This window comes from Enterocloster lavalensis, assembly GCF_046603895.1.
GTDB lineage: Bacteria > Bacillota > Clostridia > Lachnospirales > Lachnospiraceae > Enterocloster > Enterocloster lavalensis.
The window spans coordinates 6,088,459-6,107,469 of the sequence record NZ_CP176637.1 but is presented as its reverse complement, the minus strand read 5'-3'; the positions used below and the strand labels follow the sequence as shown (position 1 = coordinate 6,107,469).

Genomic DNA, 19,011 nt, shown 5'->3' with positions numbered 1-19,011 from the left:
GTAAGTTTCCCATTCACCGCCCAATCTGTAACAGAGGACCATCTCTTTCTTAGTCACAACGATTAATTCTACCATATCTTGTCTTAAAAAGCAAGCGTTTTTTAAGAAGCCTGCTGCTGTTTTTCGCTTTCCGGCAGGTAAATGCGGACCTTGTCGATGCGGTTGCGGTCCACAGCGTCCACCACCATGCGGATTCCCTCGTATTCCATGGATTCGCCGGCCTCCGGCAGGTGATCCAGCTGTTCGATCATAAAGCCGCCGATGGAGTCGTAGTCCTCGGAGTCCAGCTCCAGGTTCAGGCGGTCGTTTAAATCGTCCAGCTTCATGGCGCCCTCGGCCACATACTCGCCGGGAGCCACCTCCACCAGTTCTTCCTCCTCGTCCCCGTCGTACTCGTCGCGGATATCGCCCACGATCTCCTCCAGGATGTCCTCAAGGGTGGCAAGGCCCGCGGTGGCACCGTACTCGTCCAGCACGATCACGATGTTGTTGGAGGTTTTCCTCAGCTCCAGCAGCAGGTCGGAAATCTTTTTGGACTCGTAGGTGTAGATGGGCTGGCGCAGATAATCGCGCACGTGAAAGTGCTCCCGGTCCTCCACCAGAAGCAGATCCTTGACATTGATGATGCCGATCACGTTGTCCGTAGTCTCCTCGTAGACGGGCAGACGGGTGTAGTGCTCCTCCCGAAAGGTCTCGATCACCTTCTGGTAGGTGGCGTCCACGTCCACAAACACCATGTCGATGCGGGGCACCATGATGTCCTTGGCCACGCTGTCGTCCAGATCGAACACGTTGTTGATCATTTCCTTTTCTTCGGACTCGATCACGCCCTTTTCGTGGCCCACTTCCACAATGGTGCGCAGCTCGTCCTCGGTCATGTCGTCGTTGCGCTTGTTGGGATCCACATGCAGCAGCTTTAAAACCCCGGAGGACATCCAGTTTACCAGCAGAATCAGGGGCGTCAGGGCGATCATCAGCGTATAAATCACATGGGCGCAGCGCAGGGCGTTGCGCTCGGACTCCAGTGTCGCCACGGTCTTGGGCGTGATCTCTCCGAAAATGAGAATCAACAGGGTCAGCACGCCTGTCGCGATCCCCGCGAAGCGGCTGCCGAACACGTCCGTCACCAGCACGGTCACCATGGAGGAGGCCGACAGGTTTACCACATTGTTGCCGATCAGAATGGCGCTTAACATGCGCGCCTGGTTCTCTCCCAACTTCATCACGTACCCGGCCTGCTTATCTCCCGCCTCCGCCAGATTGCGGATGCGGATTTTGTTGACCGTGGTCAATGCTGTCTCCGAGGAAGAAAAAAAGGCGGACAGCGCCAAAAGAATCAAAATCACAAACAATCGTATGCCTACTGTGTCACTGGACAAGTCCATCATCAACTCCTGTTATTCTCAAAATTTTTGTTAATCCCGGCCTTCCGGGAAGGTTTTTCCGCCCGGAGGCGGTGGTTTTCATCCGATTCTACAACATTTGCGCTTTTCTGTCAATGGCTATCCGGCTCGTTTTCCCCGGTTTCCCGCTCCCGGATCAGCTCTTCCAGGTATTTTTGCTCTTTTTTCGAGAGATTCGCCCCTTCCAGCAGGTCCGGACGGCGTTCCAGGGTGCGCTTTATGGACTGCTCCCTGCGCCATTTTTCGATATTCTTGTGGTGTCCGCTGAGTAGCACCTCCGGCACCGCCAGCCCGTTGAACACCTCAGGTCTGGTATACTGGGGGTATTCCAGCAGGTTGTCGTGGAAGGATTCCACCTCGGCGCTGACCTCGTTGTTGAGCACTCCGGGCACCAGCCGGGAAATGCAGTCGATCATCACCATGGCGGGAAGCTCCCCACCGGTGAGCACGTAGTCCCCGATGGACAGGTAATCCGTTGCCACCAGCTCCAGAGCCCGCTCGTCAATTCCCTCGTAGTGGCCGCAGAGAAACACCAGCTCCTCCTCCTTGGCCAGCTCCTCGGCGATCTGCTGGGTGAACACCCGGCCCTGGGGCGTCATGTAAATCACCCGGGGCCTGCGGCCCGTTCGGGCGCACAGGTCCTCGTAGGCGTCACAGATGGGCTCCGGCTGCATGACCATGCCGGCCCCGCCGCCGTAGGGCGCGTCGTCCACATGGCGGTGCTTGTCCTTGGAATAATCCCGTATATTTACGGCCTCCACGGATATGATTCCCTTTTCCATGGCCCGGCCGGTGATGCTGGTGCTTAAGCCCCCCATCACCATCTCGGGAAACAGTGTCAATATATGAAAGTTCATGGCATCTCCTGATTGTCAGCTGTCCTTCCACCTGTTTTTCAGTTTGTTCTGCAGGCGGTACAGCGTATTCATGGCGTCCACCGGAGTCATACTGTTGATCTCCAGCTCGCTCAGTTCCTTGATAATGTCGTCGTCCTTTACCGTGTCGAAGAAGGTGAGCTGCTGCATATCCACCTCGTCGGGCCTGGGCACCACCTTGCGCTGGGCGATGTTGGCGCTGACCTCGGCGATCTCCTTGGCCCGGGCGGTAATGTCAGCGTTGCTCAGCTCCTCGGCGATCTCCTTGGCCCTGAGGATCACCGACTCCGGCACTCCGGCCAGCTTAGCCACCTGGATACCGTAGCTCTTGTCCGCGCCGCCCCGGACGATCTTGCGCAGGAACACGATGTCGTCCCCCTGCTCCTTGACGGCGATGCAGTAGTTCTTCACCCCGGCGATGGTGCCCTCCAGCTCCGTCAACTCGTGGTAATGGGTGGCGAACAGCGTCTTGGCCCCTAAAAGGCGGGTGCTGCTAATGTGCTCGATCACCGCCCAGGCGATGGACAGCCCGTCGAAGGTGCTGGTTCCCCGTCCGATCTCGTCCAGCACCAGCAGGCTGTTGCGGGTAGCGTTTCGCAGAATATTGGCCACCTCGGTCATTTCCACCATAAAGGTGCTCTGGCCGCTGGCCAGGTCGTCGGAGGCCCCCACCCGGGTGAAGATGCGGTCGCAGATACCGATATCCGCCTCGTCCGCGGGCACGAAGCTGCCCAGCTGGGCCATGAGCACGATCAGGGCAACCTGGCGCATGTAGGTGGATTTTCCGGCCATGTTGGGGCCGGTGATCACGGACAGCCGGTTCTTGCCGTTGTCCAGATAGGTGTCGTTTGCCACAAACAAATCGTCCCGCATCATCTGCTCCACCACCGGATGGCGTCCATTTTTAATGGAAATGGTGCCCTTCTCGTTGATGGCGGGCTTCACGTAATTCCGCCGCGATGCCACGGTGGACAGGGAGCAGAACACGTCGGTGCCCGCAATGGACTTGGCGGTTTTCTGGATGCGCACCACCTGGGAGGCGATGTGGTCCCGGACTTCACAGAACAGATCGTACTCCAGGGACACCAGCTTGTCCTCGGCCCCCATGATGATCTCCTCCAGCTGCTTTAACTCGTCGGTGGTGAAGCGCTCCGCGTTGGTCAGGGTCTGTTTACGCACAAAATAGTCGGGCACCATGTTCTTGAAGGAGTTGGTCACCTCGAAATAGTAGCCGAACACCTTGTTGAACTTGACCTTCAGGCCCTTGATTCCGGTCTTTTCCCGCTCCCTGGCCTCCAGCTCGGCCAGCCAGGTCTTGCCCTCGGTCTTGGCGGCCCGCAGCTTGTCCGCTTCCTCGTTGTAACCGTCCCGGATGATTCCGCCCTCCCTGAGGGTGATGGGCGGCTCCTCCACAATGGCGGAACGGATCAGCTCAAATAAGTCCTCCAGGGGGTCCATGTCATCTGCCAGAGCTTTTAACAGCGGACTGGAAAATTCTTCCAAAAGGTGTTTGATGTAGGGCAGCATCTCCAGGGAATTGCAGAAGGAGATCAGGTCCCTGGGATTGGCGGTCTTGTAGCTGATGCGCCCAATCAGGCGCTCCAGATCGTAGACGGGGTTTAAATACTCCCGGATCTCCTCCCTGGAAATGTAATTCATGTTCAGCTCCTCCACCGCGCTCTGGCGGGCGATGATCTCCTCCCGGTGGATCAGGGGCTGTTCGATGTAGGCTCTCAGCAGGCGGGCGCCCATGGCGGTCTTGGTCTTGTCCAGAACCCACAAAAGGGTCCCCCGCTTCTGCTTCTCCCGCATGGTCTCCACCAGCTCCAGGTTCCGCCTGGTGGAGGTGTCGATGATCATGAACTGGCCGGTGGAATAGGGCTTGATGGTGGTGATGTGCTCCAGGGTGCTCTTCTGGGTCTCGTACATGTACTGCATCACCGCTCCGGCGGCGATGATTCCGGTGCCGTAGTCCTCCAGTCCCAGCCCGGAAAGGGATCCCACCCGGAAATGCTCCTTTAACACCTTGTGGCAGGACTCCTCCCCGAAAAAGTGGCTGTCCAGAGCGGAAACCGCCACGTGGTAGCGGTTCTTCAGCTCCTCGATGTCCACGCCGGACACGTAAAAGGCGTTGTTGCAAATGATCTCCGAGGGCGAAAACTTATTGATCTCGTCGAACAGCTCCCGGTCCGTGGACACCTCGGTCACCAGGAAATCCCCGGTGCTGATGTCGGCCGTGGACACGCCGTAGCCGCCGTCCGTGCACACGATGCCCATCAGGTAGTTGTTCTTGGTCTCGTCCAGAGCCTGGGCGCTGGTGATAGTTCCCGGCGTCACCACCCGGATGACCTCCCGCTTCACCAGACCCTTGGCCTGCTTGGGGTCCTCCATCTGCTCGGCGATTGCCACCTTGTAGCCCTTCTGCACCAGGCGGTTTAAATAGGAGTCCACCGCGTGGAAGGGCACGCCGCACATGGGCGCGCGCTCCGGCAGGCCGCACTCCTTCCCGGTGAGCGTGATCTCCAGTTCCTTCGATACGGTCAGCGCATCGTCAAAAAACATCTCGTAAAAGTCGCCCAGACGGTAGAACAGAACACAGTCCGGATACTGTTTCTTGGTCTCCATGTAGTGCTGCATCATCGGGGATAATTGTGACTGTACCAACTTTATGCCTCTCTTCTCTCGTAATTTTCCATTTTATCGGTTGCCGGACCGGTTTTAAACCGGACGGGCCATGTAGTAAAATCCTTTGCTCTCCTCCAAATACACATCCATCAGCTTTCCGATCATGGACGGATCCCCCGGGAAATGGACCACCGTATTGTTGGAAAGCCGCCCGGTCATGTAACCAGGCGTGTGGTCGTTCTCCTCCTCCACCAGAACCTGCTGCACCGTGTGCACGTCGCGGCCACAGATTTTAGCGGAGATGGACTGGACCTCGTTTAACAGCCGGTCGAAACGTTCCTTAACCACGTCCTCGGGCACCTGGTTCTCCATGGAAGCGGCAGGGGTGCCCGTGCGCTTGGAGTAGATGAACGTAAATGCGCTGTCAAATTCCACCCGCCGCACCACGTCCATGGTCTCCAAAAAGTCCTCCTCCGTCTCCCCGGGGAAGCCCACAATGATGTCCGTGGTCAGGGAGATCCCCGGCACAGCGGCCTTGATCTTCTCGGCCAGCGTCAGGTACTGCTCCTTGGTGTAACGGCGGTTCATCTCTTTTAAGATGCGGCTGCTGCCGGACTGCAGGGGCAAATGCAGGTGGCGGCAGATTTTTTTGGACTGGGACATCACCTCGATCAGCTCGTCGGAGAGGTCCTTTGGATGGGAGGTCATAAAGCGGATGCGCTCGATGCCGTCAATTTTCTCCACCTCACGCAGAAGCTGGGCGAAGGTCATGGGCTCCTCCAGGTTTTTGCCGTAGGAGTTGACGTTCTGGCCCAGCAGCATGATCTCCACCACGCCGTCGGCCGCCAGCCTTTTGACTTCTTTTAAAATCTCCTCCGGCCTGCGGCTTCTCTCCCGGCCGCGCACGTAGGGGACAATACAGTAGCTGCAGAAGTTGTTGCAGCCAAATATCACGTTGACGCCGGATTTGAAGGGGTATTTGCGCTCCACCGGCAGGTCCTCCACGATCTTGTCCGTGTCCTTCCAGATGTCGATCACGGTCCGGTGCTTTTTCTCCTGCCGGGTGTCCAGGCAGGTGCTCACCAGCTCCGCCAGCTTGAAAATGTTGTGAGTGCCGAATATCAGATCCACGAAGTGGTAGCTGGTTTTGATGCGCTCCACCACCTCCGGCTCCTGCATCATGCAGCCGCACAGGGCGATCATCATGTGGGGATTTTTCTTCTTGTAGGCCCCCAGCTGGCCCAGACGGCCGTACACGCGCTGGTTGGCGTTTTCGCGCACGGTGCAGGTGTTGTAGAGCACGAAATCGGCGTGCTCGGAGTCCGTGGCTTGGTAGCCGATGGATTCCAGGATGCCGAGGAGTTTTTCGGAGTCTCTGGCGTTCATCTGGCAGCCAAAGGTATTGATACAGCAGGTGAGGGGACGGCCCAGGGCGGTAGAAAAAGCGGACAGCTGTTTGCGGGCTTTTTCCATGTAGTATTGCTGGCGCTGGGGTTCCTGAATCGGGGCTGCGGCAGGGGACTCAGGCGTCCCATTTATCGTGATAGTGGTTGGTTCCATTTATATGCTCCTTAACGTATAGGAGGCTGGACCACACGGTCCAGCCAAGTGTAATTTTGGATTGACAGTTGAATTTTACTTTAAAATTGGGTGGAAGTCAACTGGTTTTGGGGGGTGATTCGGTTTGGGATTCCGTTCGTGAGAGGCAGGGGGACGGGTTTAAGTCGCCCTCGATTTTGTTCATGTTGAGGTCCATGACCACCATGCTCTCGGGCGTCAGCTTGTCGTAATCGACTCCGCTGGGTTTGATGATGAAAAGGCCGCTCTCGCGGTCAATGGCGCTCACGTTGCCCCAGGTGAAGGTGACGAGGCCGTGGGCGGGCAGCTGCATGTTTGCTTCGTAGACTTGCTTTTTGAGGGATTCTAGCATTGGGGGCCTCCTTTCAGGGGGTTGGGGTGGTGAGGTATTGGGCGGCCGCCCGCTGGAGGGGGAGGCAGTTTTTGAAACGTTCGATATAGGTTTCAAAGCCTTCCATGTCGGTTTCCAGGGGGGACACGGTTACGCTATGGCTGTTTTTGAAGATGCGGGAGGCCAGGTAGTCCTGGAGGCTCTGGCCTTCCTCCCTGCCGTTCATGTAGGCGGCTAAGAGGGCCATTCCCCAGGGGCCGCCTTCGCCGGCGGTTTCCAGGACGGAGATTTTGGCGCCCATGGCGGCGGCCATGATGCGCTGGCCTGCGAGGGGCGTTTTGAAGAAGCCGCCATGGCCGTAAATCTGATCCACCTGCACCTGCTCTTCCTTGACCAGGATGTCCATTCCGATTTTCAGCGCTGCCACGGCTCCGTAGAGGTGGGCGCGCATGAAGTTGGCCAGGGTGAAACGGCTCTCCGGCGTGCGAAGAACCATGGGGCGGCCCTCGGACACGTCCACCAGGTTTTCACCGGACAGATAGCCGTAGGACAGCAGGCCTCCGCAGTCGTCCTCTCCCTCCAGGGCCTTGGTGTAGAGGGTGGAATAGAGCTGGTCCGGGTCCACCTGCACGCCCAGCCCGGCGGCGAACTCCCGGAATAAACCGGCCCAGCCGTTGATGTCCGAGGTGCAGTTGTTGGCGTGCACCATTCCCACCAGGCTGCCGTCCGGCGTGGTCACCAGGTCGATCTCCGGGTGGATTTTTTTCAGTTCCTGCTCCAGAACCACCATGACGAAGGCGGAGGTTCCGGCGGACACGTTGCCCGTGCATTTGGCCACGCTGTTGGTGGCCGTCATGCCGGTTCCCGCGTCGCCCTCGGGGGGACACAGGGGGATTCCGGCTTCCAGCTGTCCACTGGTATCCAGGAGCCGGGCCCCCTCCCCGGTGAGGCGGCCCGCCGGAGCTCCGGCCGGAAGGACTTGCGGGAGAATCTCCGGCAGCTTCCAGGGGTAGTTTTCGGGCGCGGTCAGGGCGTCAAATTTCTCCAGCATGACAGCGTCGTAGTTTTGGGTGCGGGTGTCGATGGGGAACATGCCGGAGGCGTCGCCCACGCCCAGCACCTTGCGGCCGGTCAAGCGCCAGTGGACGTAACCGGCCAGGGTCGTCATGTAACGGATCCCGGGCACGTGTTCTTCCCGGTTTAAGATGGCCTGGTACAGGTGGGCGATGCTCCATCTCTGGGGGATGTTGTAGTGAAACAGCTCCGTCAGCGCAGAGGCGGCAGGTCCGGTGGTGCCGTTGCGCCAGGTGCGGAAGGGCGTCAGCAGCTCTCCCTCCCCGCCAAAGGCCAGGTAGCCGTGCATCATGGCGGAGAATCCGATGGCGGCCAGCCGCTTGATTCCCACGCCGTATTTGGAGCGGACGTCCCGGACTAAGCCGGCGTAACAGTCCTGAAGCCCCGCCCAGACCGCATCCAGCGGGTAGGTCCAGAAGCCGTTTTCCAGCCGGTTCTCCCACTCGTGGCTGCCGGAGGCGAGGGGCGCGCCGTCCGCTCCGATCAGAACCGCCTTGATTCTGGTGGAACCGAATTCGATGCCGAGGACCGCGTTTCCGCTTTCAATGATTTCTCTCTGCGTTTTCATGTCTCTCTCCTTCAACTATTTTCTGTAGGCCACGCTGTTCCACCGCAGCTCGTTCTTCAGCTGGCGGATGGTGGTCGTTTCGTCGATGTAAACCGCCTCGATGCCCATGGCCCCGGCCCAGTCGCCCATCTGCTCCGCCGTGAGATCGTAGGTGAAGGCCGTGTGGTGGGCGCCTCCGGCGATGATCCAGGCCTCGGCTCCGGTGCGAAGATCCGGCTGCGGAGTCCAGAAGGCGGTGGCCACCGGAAGCTTGGGCATGGGTTTTTCCGTTTTTTTACAGTCCACATTGTTGATGATCAGGCGGAACCGGTCTCCCAGGTCGATCAGGGAGGTGGCGATGGCCGGACCTTCCTTGGCGGTGAACACCAGGCGGGCCGGGTCCTCGCGGTCGCCCATGGACAGGGGCTGCACCTTGATGCCCACCGCTCCGTCGGCGATGGTGGGACACACCTCCAGCATGTGGGCCTGCAAAATGCCTTCCCTGCCGGGCACCAGGTTATAGGTGTAATCCTCCATAAAGGAGGTGCCCTTGGTCTCCTTCATTCCGCCGGTCATGATCTTCATGATGCGCACCATGGCGGCCGTTTTCCAGTCGCCCTCAGCGCCGAAGCCATAGCCCTTTTCCATCAGACGCTGGATCGCCAGCCCCGGAAGCTGTTTTAAACTGCCCAGGTCGCCGAAGTGGGTCACGATAGCCTGATAGTTCTTCTCCTCCAGGAAACGCTCAAAACCCAGCTCGATGCCCGCCTGAACCGCCACGTGCCGCCTGAATTCCCCGGCGTCCCGCCCCTCGGTGAGAATCTGGTACTTTCCGTAATATTCATCCACCAGGGCGTTGATGTCGCTCTGGGACACCGCCGCGACCGCCTCCGCGATCTCCGTCACCGGGTAGGCGTCCACCTCCCAGCCGAATTTGATCTGAGCCTCCACCTTGTCGCCCTCGGTGACGGCTACGTTGCGCATATTGTCCGCGATACGCATCACCCGGACGTGGCTGCTCTCGATCACGCCCACCGCGGTGCGCATCCAGGCCGCGATTCTGCCCTGAACATCCGCGTCCGCCCAGTAGCCCATCACCACCTTGCGCTCCATACCCAGCCGGGTGAAGATGTGGCCGTACTCCCGGTCCCCGTGGGCCGCCTGATTTTCGTTCATGAAGTCCATGTCAATGGTGTCGTAGGGGATCTCGCGGTTGAACTGGGTATGCAGGTGCAGCAGGGGCTTGCGGTACTCCTGAAGTCCCAAAATCCAGGATTTGGCCGGGGAAAAGGTGTGCATCCAGGTGATCACACCCGCGCAGTTTTCGTCGTTGTTGGCCTCGTTTAAGGTCTTGCGGATCAGCTCGTTGGTGATGAGCGTGGGCTTTAAGACCACCTCAAAGGGAAGATTGCCGGAACGGTTGAGCTCATCCACGATGATCCAGGAGTGCTCCGCCACATGGGCCAGGCACTCGTCCCCGTACAGGTCCTGGGACCCGGTGCAAAACCAAAATTCATATTTTTTCGCATTCAGCATGATAGATTCTCCTTTTCGATCTCATTTCAGCGCTTGCGGGCCAGAATGACGCTCTGGATCACAAGGAACAGGCAAAGCATGGCCGCCACGGTGATTCCCGTCCACCAGGCCTGGTCAAGGCCGATGGAGGATACGATGTTCTGAATCGTACTCAGCGACAGCACGCCCACAAAGGTTCCGAAAATATTGCCAACGCCGCCGGTCAGCAGGGTCCCGCCGATGATGGAGGAGGCGATGGCGTTCATCTCCATGCCCATGGCGTGGGAGGCGGAGCCGGACCCCACGTGGAGGAAATAGACGTATCCGCCGATTCCGGCCAGAAGCCCGCAGAAAAGATGGGATAAAAACCGGGTTCTCTTCACGTCCACGCCCAGCATCAGGGCGCTCTGCCGGTTGCCGCCCACCGCGTAGAAATTGCGGCCCAGTTTCGTCCATTTTAACACACAGAACAGGATCACCACAATCAAAAGCGCCACGATCACGCCGATTTCCACATAGGCATTTACATATTTTCCCAGTTTGTTGACCGTACCCAGACCCGGCACATTGATCCGGGTGTCCTTTAACCCCACGAAGGCCTCATTTGCCACGTTAAAGGGGGCCGTGTGGACGATGGTCGTCATGCCCCGGGCAAAGAACATGCCTGCCAGGGAAACAATAAAGGGCTGAATATCCAGGTACGCCACCAGAAAGCCCTGCACCGCGCCAAAGGCCAGGCCGATTCCCAGGGCGATAAGCAGCGATGTGATCAGGCTGCCCCCGTGATAGTCCAGATACACGGCGCAGCTCATGCTGACCAGGGCCACCACGCCGCCCACGGAGATATCGATCCCGCCGGTGATCATCACCAGGCTCATGCCGCAGGAGGTGATGATCAGGGCCGCGTTGGCGTTGAGAATGTTAAAGAACGTCTGGGGCTTCAAAAAGCCTTTCTTCAGAAACAGCATCGCTCCGATGTACATGACCAGGAATACCACAACCGTGATGGCCAGAAGCAAATTCGTGTCCGTCAGCCGGTTGGTCCGGCCGGGCTGCGCCCCGCCGCCCGCATTTTTCATTTTTACCATATCAAGCGACCTCCCTCTGCTTTGTAAGTCTCTTCCCAAGGCCCGAAAGTTTCTCTTTTACCGCCGGCGCGCTGATCACCACCAACACGATCACCACCACGGCCTTATAGGCCGGAAGCGCGTCCGAGGACACGTTGAACTTGTAAAGGGTCGTGGTCAAAAACTGGATCACGTAGGCGCCCAGAATGGAGGCCATAATGTTGAACCGGCCGCCGCTGAGCACATTTCCGCCCAGGGCCACCGCCAGGATGGCGTCCATCTCGATGTCCTTGGCGATCACTGAGTAGTTGATGGTGGAAAGGCGGCTCGTCTTGATCAGGGCCACCACCGCCACGCACAGGCCCAGGATCACAAAGCTCAGCCACTTGATAAAGGTGGGATTCAGCCCGTTGAGCCGTGAGGAGCTGGCGTTGATTCCCACGGCCTGGGTGTACAGGCCCAGGTTGGTAAATTTTAGCACCAGCATCGTGATGATCACGCACACCACCGCCAGGAAAAAGGGCGTGGGCACCGGAATCCCGGGGATGAAGCCGCCGAAATAGGTAAAGGTTTTGTCCGTCACGATGGGCAGCTCGTTGTTGTTGATCCAGGCCGCGATGGAGCGCCCGGCCGTGTAAAGGATCAGGGTCGCCACCATGGGCTGGATTTTAAAGATCGCCACCAGCACGCCGTTGAACGCGCCGAAGAACATCGCCACCAGACAGGCGGCCAGGAATCCCACGATAATCGGGGCCTTAAGCGCGCCGTCCCCGCCCAGGCCCACCAGGACCCGCAGGATCACGGAACCTGCGATGGCCACCGCGGCGCCCACGCTGATGTCCTGCCCCCCCGGAAGCGGCTGTGACTAAGGTCATGCCGATGGCCAGGATGGCGACCTCGGAGCCGTAGTCCAAAATGGTCATCAGATAGCCGGTCAAAACCGGATTTCCGGCGCTGTTGGTCCCCAGCGTCACCTTGAAAAAGGATGGGTCCACCGCCAGATTAAACACGGTCAAGAGCAGTAGCGCGGCGATGGGAATAAAAATCTGTTTTCTGAATAAATCTGCAAATGCACCGGATGCATCCGCTTTTCTCCTGTCCGTCATCCCATCTCACCTCCTGCGATTGTCTCCATAATTTTCACCTGATTGAGGTCATCCCCCGAGAGCTCTCCCACCATCTTCCGGTCCCGCATGACGATCAGCCGGGAACAGGTGTGGAGCATCTCATCCGTCTCCGAGGAGATAAAGGTCACGCTCATCCCCTCCGCGGCCAGCTTGAGCACCAGCTTTTGAATTTCGATCTTGGTGCCGATATCGATGCCGCGGGTGGGCTCATCCAGAATCAGGTATTCCGGGTGGGTCAGAAGCCAGCGCGCCAGGATAACCTTCTGCTGGTTTCCGCCGGAAAGGGATTTGATGGGCGTATCCGCGGAAGCGGTCTTGATCTCCAGCAGCTTGATGTATTCCTCCGCCAGCCGGTTGGCCTCTGCCCTGGAGAAGGGCTTGAAAAATCCCTTCAGGACCTGGGCCGCCAGGATAATGTTCTCGCGCACCGAGAGATCTCCCACAATGCCGTCGTTTTTGCGGTCCTCCGGCAGATAGGCGATCCCGTTTTTCATGGCGTCCAGGGGTTTTGTGATTTTCACCGTCTTCCCGTTCTTCTTAACCGTTCCGCCCGTCACCTTGTCTGCGCTGAAAATGGCGCGGACACATTCGCTGCGCCCGGACCCCAAAAGCCCGGTAAAACCGTTGACCTCGCCCTTGTTGATGTAGAAGTCGAAAGGTTTGATCCCGGCGTCGCTCTGCAGGCCTGAAACCTCCAGCACGCGCTCCTTTGCTCCGGAATACCCCTCTGCCTTCTCCTTGATATTTTCCAGGTCGTTCAGCTCTTTGCCCAGCATCTTCGCCACCAGCTTCACCCGCGGAAGCTCCTCGATAACGTACTCTCCCACCAGCTGGCCGTCCCGCAGGACCGTGATCTTGTCGCATACCTCGTAGACCTGGTCCAGAAAATGGGTGACAAAGATAATGCCCACGCCTCTGGCCCGCAGGTCCCGCATGAGCCCGAAGAGTTTTTCCACCTCCGACTCGTCTAAGGAGGAGGTGGGTTCATCCAGGATCAACACCTTGCAATCCATATCGACCGCCCGGGCAATGGCTACCATCTGCTGGATCGCGATGGAGCAGTCGGACAGCTGCTGCTGCGCCCGCGCCGGTATTCCCAGATTCTGGAGAATCCGGTCCGCATCCTCGTTGACCTTCTTCCAGTCCATAATCCGGTTTTTTCCGCGGCCGATGTACATGTTCTCCGCCACCGTGAGGTTGGGACACAGGGTAATTTCCTGGTACACCGTGCTGATCCCTAAGTTCTGGGCATCCTTGGGGGACTTGATCGCCGCCGCTTTGTCCAGGCCCTTCAGATAGATCTCGCCCTCGTCTTTCTCATAAACGCCGGTGAGCACCTTGATCAGCGTGGACTTGCCCGCGCCGTTTTCGCCCATCAGCGCGTGGATTTCCCCCTCGCACAGTGTAAAATCCACCGCCTGCAGGGCGCGCACCCCCGGAAAGCTCTTGTGTATATTTCTCATTTCCAGTACAGAATTCTCTTTCACCAGCGATATTCACTCCTTTTTATGGGGAAAGAGCGCGTAAGCGCGCTCTTTCAGTTTTCGATCACAGAAACTCCCGGATAACTGGTTCCTAGATCCCGTATTTTTCCACGTCGTCCGCCGTGATGGTGGTGGCGTCGAAGCCCTTCTCATCCATGATGATGGTCTTTTCGGTCAGTTCCTCGCCGTTCTGCACCTTCTTGATGATCTCATCGATATAGGAGGCCTGGAAGGGGTTGCACTGTCCGTCGTAGTTCCAGTTCTGGTCCAGCAGCTCCTGAAGGGCCCACTTGTTGCAGTCAAATCCCATCACGATCACGTCCTTGCCCACGCCGTGGGAGATGTTGGCTTTGTCCAGAGCCGCCACAGCGCCCTTGGCCATGTCGTCGTTCTCAGCGTAGATCACGTTGAAGCTGGTGCCGGAATCGATGACGGACTGCACGATCTGCTGCGCCTTCTCGGAGTTCCACTCAGCGGTCTGCTGGGTTACCAGATTCCAGGAAGCCTCGGCAGCCACCTTGGCGTCCAGCGCGCCGGTTCTTCCCTGCTGCGCGGCGGAGCCCATCACGCCCTGGATGTGGATGATGTTGTACTCTTCCAGGCCCTGTCCGGCCAGCCAGTTCACAGCGGTCTCGCCCTCTTTGTTCATGTCGGACACGATGGAGGCCAGATAGAGGTCGTCGCTGGCGTCGATGGTGCGGTCAAAAAGGATCACGCCGATGCCTGCGTCCTGGGCATCCTTGAGCACGCTGTCCCAGCCGGAGGTATCCGCCGCAGACAGAAGCAGGTAATCCACCTCGTCCTGGATGAATTTCTGAGCCGCCGTAATCTGCTCGTCGTTTTTCAGGCTGTAGGCAAAGGAGGCGTCATAGCCGTTTTCCTTGGTAAACATCGCCTTCATGTCCGCGTCGTTGGCGGTCCGGTATCCGGACTCGTTGGGGTCGTTGTTGATGATTCCCACCCGGATCAACTCTCCGTCGGCCGCCGCGGGAGCCTTCTCGGCCTCGGTGGCCGCCTCGGATTTGGCTTCAGTGGCCTCGGTGGCCGCAGCCTCCGCAGCCGCTGCCGTGGTGGTGGCCGCAGCCTGTGTAGCCGCCGTGGTGGAGCCGCCGCAGCCCGCCAGCCCTGCCGCCATCATGGATACTGCCAACATTGTAACAAGAGCTTTCTTTTTCATTTTACTACCTCCGCTTTTATATTTTTTTGACTTAAAACTGCTGTTTCCTTATGACTCAATCTTAGCAGGGAGGAGCACTTGTTTCAATTCAGTTTTTCCCTTATATACGCGGTTTGTAAGTTCTTTACAATACAAATTCAGCATGATATAATTCAATTAAAATACAAATTTAGGTCTGGTGTGATTTTTTTACCGGAATGGTTGAAAATTTTTAGATTTCCGCCGGTTTTACCGCGGAAACGAGGAATTTTGCCCTTGTGCATCTTGACGTTTCCGGCCGGAAACGCAGTTTTTTTATGACAGGTATACAATTTTTACGTTTGAACCAGGGAGAATTTGTGCGATTTTTTAATATGAATGAGGAGGTGCCCCATGGCGATTAAATACCGCTGGGTTGCGGAACGTTTGGAACTGATGATAGAACGGCAGATTCAGAAGGGAATTCACAAGCTGCCCACGGAACAGGAGCTCTGCGACCGGTACCGCGTGAGCCGGCAGACCGTGCGCACGGCACTAAAGCTGCTGGAGCAGAAGGGGGTGATTGCAGGAAAACAGGGAAGCGGCTACTACATCACGGGCCGCTCGGCCAAGCCCCAGGGAAATGTCATCGGCATCCTGATCTCAAGCGACCAGGAGTACATTTACCCGGGCGTGATCACCGATATCCGCGGCATCCTCTCCCCGGCAGGCTTTACCGACCGGATTTTCACCACGGACAACAGCGTTTCCAGGGAACGGGAAATCCTGCTGTCCCTTCTGAAAAATCCCCCGCGCGGCCTCATCGTGGAGGGCTCCAAAAGCGCGCTGCCCAATCCGAACCTGGACCTGTACCGCAGGCTGATGAAAACCGGCTGCCGCATTGTGTTCCTGTTCAACTACTACCCAGCCCTGCCGGACTGCCTGTGCGTCAAGGACGACAATTATTACGGAAGCACCCTTTTAGTCCAGTATCTGGCCGCCCAGGGACACCGGGAAATCGGCGGTATCTTCAAGGCGGACGACATGCAGGGCGTCGAGCGGTATCAGGGCTACATGGAGGCCATGCGGGATCTGGGCCTGCCCCTCTCCGATGAGCGGGTCTTTTGGTACGGCTCCCGCGAGCTGGACCGGCTGCTCCACAGCAGGGACACGCGGTTTTTGCGGAACATGGTAGCGGACTGCTTATCCGGCTGCACCGCCGTGGTCTGCTACAACGATATCATCGCCTATTATCTGGTGGACGAGCTGCTCCTGGCAGGCTACGAGCTGCCCTCCGGCATGGCCATCACCGCCTTCGACAACACCTATTTCAGCAACTCCGACATTTTGACGGTGACCACCCTCTCCCACCAGCCCCACGAGATGGGCACCCGGGCCGCGGAGGCGATGATCCGTCAGTTAAGCGGGCAACCCGTCTCATCACAGGAAGCCCGCTGGAAGCTGAATCTGAAGGAGAGCACGCAGACGCAGGCGTAGCGCTCAGCGCCTCACTGTTCACAGGTAATATCCCGCGAGGTGTTGTTTGTGAGCGGAGCGCAGCAAACGTCACAGAAAACCTCAGCGCTTCTTTTCCCCGCGGTATTCCCTTGGGCTGCAGTCCTGAAGTTTTTTGAACACGAAGCTGAAATAGTGGGAATCCTTGTACCCCACCTCTTTGGCGATCTCGCCGGAGGTCTTGTCCGTCTGCTTTAACAGCTTTTTGGCCTTCTCGATGCGCTTCTCCGTCACGTACTCCACAAAGGTTTTCTGCATGCTCTGGCTGAAGATGGCGCTGAGGTAGTTGGCGCTCATGCCGGTCTGCTCGGCCACCAGATTGAGGGACAGAGCGTCCCTGTCGTAGTTGGCGTCAATGTATTCCAGAGCCTTTTTCAGCATTTTCCCGCCCTGATAGCTGTTGATCCGGTCGCGGATGCCCATAGCGGTCCCCAGCATGTCCACGAAATACTCAAATACCTCCGTGTCCTCATTGCGGATCAGGCGCACGGCGTTTTCAATCTCCTCCAGATATTCCGCCTGCTCTGCGCCGATGGACTCCAGAAACGCCACCACCGCAAAGCGGATGTTGAGGATCACATAGCTGCGGAACATCCTGGATTTTAAAGCGTTTCGGATATTTTCAAGGTAGGCCTCCACAAAATCGTGGATTTCCTTCTCACCTCCGCGTGCCAGGAAATCCCGGATAATTTCCGGGTCCATCTGCAGAAAGTCCACGGACCCAATGCTCGTCTCCTCCTGCTCCGGCAGATGGTCCGGCAGGGTGGTGCCCGATAGAATGTGCAGGCCCGGGAGGATAAAGAGGTAGGCAAAATAGTGGTTCACCCCGCGGTAGCACTGGGGCAGCAGACTTAAGCGCTCCACCGCCGATCCCACCGCAACGTACCACTCCAGCCGGGACTCCTCCGGCCCGCAGACCTTTTTGAAATGGGCCAGGCTGTTCTCCACCAACTCTTCCATCTGCCACGGCTCCGACTTGATCAGAACCCCGTAGCTGTCGATGTTCAGGCGGAACAGGATATACTGGGGGTGCCGCAGGAAAAAGTGAAACACCTCCTCCTGCCTGCGGATCAGCTGCTCCCCGGCCCCGCTGGCCGGCCGCTCCCCCTTCTCGTAGATGGAGAAAAGCAGCAGGTTGTAACAGGGGGCTGTAAGCTGCAGGGAGCGGGCGGCCGCCTCCTCGTAAATCTCCTTCACGGAGAGAGTTCCGTCCAGAAGCTTCTCAAAAAACCTCCGCAGGGAAAACTGCTCGAACTCCCGCACCTCGTCCCGGTACCGGGTCTGATAATCCTTCTGTTCCATATCCTGCTCGATTTTTTCCTTCAACTCCAGCAGCACGTTGCGCAGGGTCATCCGCGTCACCGGCTTTAACAGATACTGGTCCACCCCCGCTTTGATCGCCTGGCGGGCGTACTCAAAATCGTCGTACCCGCTGATGATAATGATCTTGATTTTAGGAAATTCTTCCTTGACGATCTCACGCAGGGATAAACCGTCCATAAAGGGCATCTTGATGTCCGTGATCAGCACGTCGGGCTTCAACTTCCGGATCAGCGGCAGGGCCATCTCCCCGTCGTTTGCTTCCCCTACCAGCCGGAAGCCGTACTGTTCCCATGGTATTCGATCCCGGAATCCCTCCCGTATGACGCGCTCGTCCTCAACCAGAAATACTTTTAACATACCGCTTCCTCTTTCCTGTCAATAAGTTCTCTCCTCCAGGGCTTTTGTCACATTCTCCCTGGTAAACACCGTCTCCGGGACAACGTACATTTTCGCCACCGCCTCGTTATTTTCCATTTTTTGGATTACCGTTTCCGCGTACTCGCCCTGATTGGGGTTGCACTCCACATCCGCGGTGATGTCCCCGCTCTCCACCAGCTCCAGGGCCGCCTTCACGGCGTCAAAGGAGATGACGATCACGTCCCCCTCCTCCCCCGGCGTCAGCCCGGCCCCGCGGATTGCCTCCAGGGCGCCAAAGGTCATATCATCGTTTTGCGAGATCACCACGTCGATGTCCGGATGCAGGCGCAGCAGCCGCTCCATCTGTTCCTGGCCCTTTGCGGTGGTAAACTCCGCGTCCACCTGGTCCAGAATCACCCAGTTCCTATGCTCCCCGGCGATCTCGTTGAACCCGCTGGTGCGGCCGATTGTGGCCGTGGCCCCCCGGGTGCCCTGGAGCACCACAATGTTAATCCTGTCCTCACCGCGGTTTTGGCGCTTTAAACATTCGTCCAGCGCCGTTGCGGCCATCCGGCCTTCCTTGTAAAAGTCTGAGCCGATCCAGGTGGTGTAGAGCGAGTCGTCCGGCACGTCCACCTTGCGGTCGATCAGAATCACGGGAATCTGCGCGTCCTTTGCCTCCTGGAGCACCGTGTCCCAGCCGTCCTCCGTGATGGGCGAGAATACGATGTAGTCCACCCGCTGGGAAATAAAGCTGCGCAGCGCCTTGATCTGATTCTCCTGCTTCTGCCTGGCGTTGTTAAAGATCAGAAAATATCCGTTTTCCTTTGTGAAAACATTCTGGATGGACGCCGTGTTGGCGGTCCGCCAGACAGACTCGCTGCCCACCTGGGACACGCCTACCACGATCAGGTTGTCGTCCACGGGAGTGCGGGTGTCCTCCGGCTGCTCCACCCCGTGGGTTCCGGCACAGCCTGCCAAAAGGAGCACAAGGAGCGCCGCAATCACAATCCGGCCTGCTTTCATTCCTGCGTTTTTTCCTGGAACTCTCATCT

The 19,011-nt window shown here is 58.0% G+C and carries 12 protein-coding genes and 2 pseudogenes; 1 reads left to right on the top strand and 13 read right to left on the bottom strand.

What is annotated here, in order from left to right:
• Nucleotides 1-101: 101 nt before the first annotated feature.
• From ACK2JC_RS27395 to ACK2JC_RS27345, 11 genes and pseudogenes are all read right to left on the bottom strand, one after another.
• Nucleotides 102-1,385, bottom strand: a complete 1,284-nt coding sequence (locus ACK2JC_RS27395; RefSeq protein WP_092360808.1) for an HlyC/CorC family transporter — start codon at nt 1,383-1,385, stop codon at nt 102-104.
• 110 nt (nt 1,386-1,495) lie between these two features.
• The gene (trmD, locus tag ACK2JC_RS27390; protein WP_092360809.1) at nt 1,496-2,260 is read right to left on the bottom strand and encodes a tRNA (guanosine(37)-N1)-methyltransferase TrmD; all 765 of its coding nucleotides are present in this window, start codon (nt 2,258-2,260) and stop codon (nt 1,496-1,498) included.
• A gap of 15 nt (nt 2,261-2,275) precedes the next feature.
• Complete coding sequence (gene mutS / locus ACK2JC_RS27385) at nt 2,276-4,918, bottom strand: DNA mismatch repair protein MutS (protein WP_320937272.1); 2,643 nt, start codon at nt 4,916-4,918, stop codon at nt 2,276-2,278.
• A 78-nt stretch (nt 4,919-4,996) separates the two neighbouring features.
• Nucleotides 4,997-6,463, bottom strand: coding sequence for a tRNA (N6-isopentenyl adenosine(37)-C2)-methylthiotransferase MiaB (gene miaB, locus ACK2JC_RS27380; RefSeq protein ID WP_107434761.1), 1,467 nt, complete (start codon nt 6,461-6,463; stop codon nt 4,997-4,999).
• A gap of 151 nt (nt 6,464-6,614) precedes the next feature.
• A pseudogene (locus tag ACK2JC_RS27375) lies at nt 6,615-6,833 on the bottom strand (class II aldolase/adducin family protein); the annotation flags it as partial.
• Nucleotides 6,834-6,846: 13 nt separating this feature from the next.
• Entirely contained in the window at nt 6,847-8,454 is a 1,608-nt protein-coding gene (locus ACK2JC_RS27370) for an FGGY-family carbohydrate kinase (RefSeq protein WP_320937270.1), read from the bottom strand.
• 15 nt (nt 8,455-8,469) lie between these two features.
• Nucleotides 8,470-9,969: an L-arabinose isomerase gene (gene araA, locus ACK2JC_RS27365; protein WP_118754005.1), complete on the bottom strand. Its 1,500-nt coding sequence runs from the start codon at nt 9,967-9,969 to the stop codon at nt 8,470-8,472.
• 26 nt (nt 9,970-9,995) lie between these two features.
• Nucleotides 9,996-11,036, bottom strand: a complete 1,041-nt coding sequence (locus ACK2JC_RS27360) for an ABC transporter permease subunit (protein WP_092360815.1) — start codon at nt 11,034-11,036, stop codon at nt 9,996-9,998.
• A gap of 1 nt (nt 11,037) precedes the next feature.
• Nucleotides 11,038-12,121 (bottom strand): annotated as a pseudogene (locus ACK2JC_RS27355) (ABC transporter permease).
• On the bottom strand, nt 12,118-13,605 hold the full coding sequence (locus ACK2JC_RS27350) for a sugar ABC transporter ATP-binding protein (protein WP_092360981.1): 1,488 nt from the start codon (nt 13,603-13,605) through the stop codon (nt 12,118-12,120). Before ACK2JC_RS27350 ends, ACK2JC_RS27355 begins: the two are co-directional and overlap by 4 nt.
• 112 nt (nt 13,606-13,717) lie before the next feature.
• A complete protein-coding gene (locus tag ACK2JC_RS27345) occupies nt 13,718-14,803 on the bottom strand; it encodes an ABC transporter substrate-binding protein (protein ID WP_320937269.1) in 1,086 nt (361 codons plus the stop codon).
• Between the two features lie 372 nt (nt 14,804-15,175).
• On the opposite strand from ACK2JC_RS27345, the gene ACK2JC_RS27340 reads away from it, so the two are divergent.
• Entirely contained in the window at nt 15,176-16,258 is a 1,083-nt protein-coding gene (locus tag ACK2JC_RS27340) for a GntR family transcriptional regulator (RefSeq protein ID WP_320937268.1), read from the top strand.
• 81 nt (nt 16,259-16,339) lie between these two features.
• Here the strand turns inward: ACK2JC_RS27340 and ACK2JC_RS27335 are convergent, their stop codons facing one another.
• Both ACK2JC_RS27335 and ACK2JC_RS27330 read right to left on the bottom strand, forming a co-directional pair.
• A complete protein-coding gene (locus ACK2JC_RS27335; RefSeq protein WP_320937267.1) occupies nt 16,340-17,956 on the bottom strand; it encodes a response regulator in 1,617 nt (538 codons plus the stop codon).
• An 18-nt stretch (nt 17,957-17,974) separates the two neighbouring features.
• Entirely contained in the window at nt 17,975-19,009 is a 1,035-nt protein-coding gene (locus ACK2JC_RS27330; RefSeq protein ID WP_320937266.1) for an ABC transporter substrate-binding protein, read from the bottom strand.
• Nucleotides 19,010-19,011 lie beyond the last annotated feature (2 nt).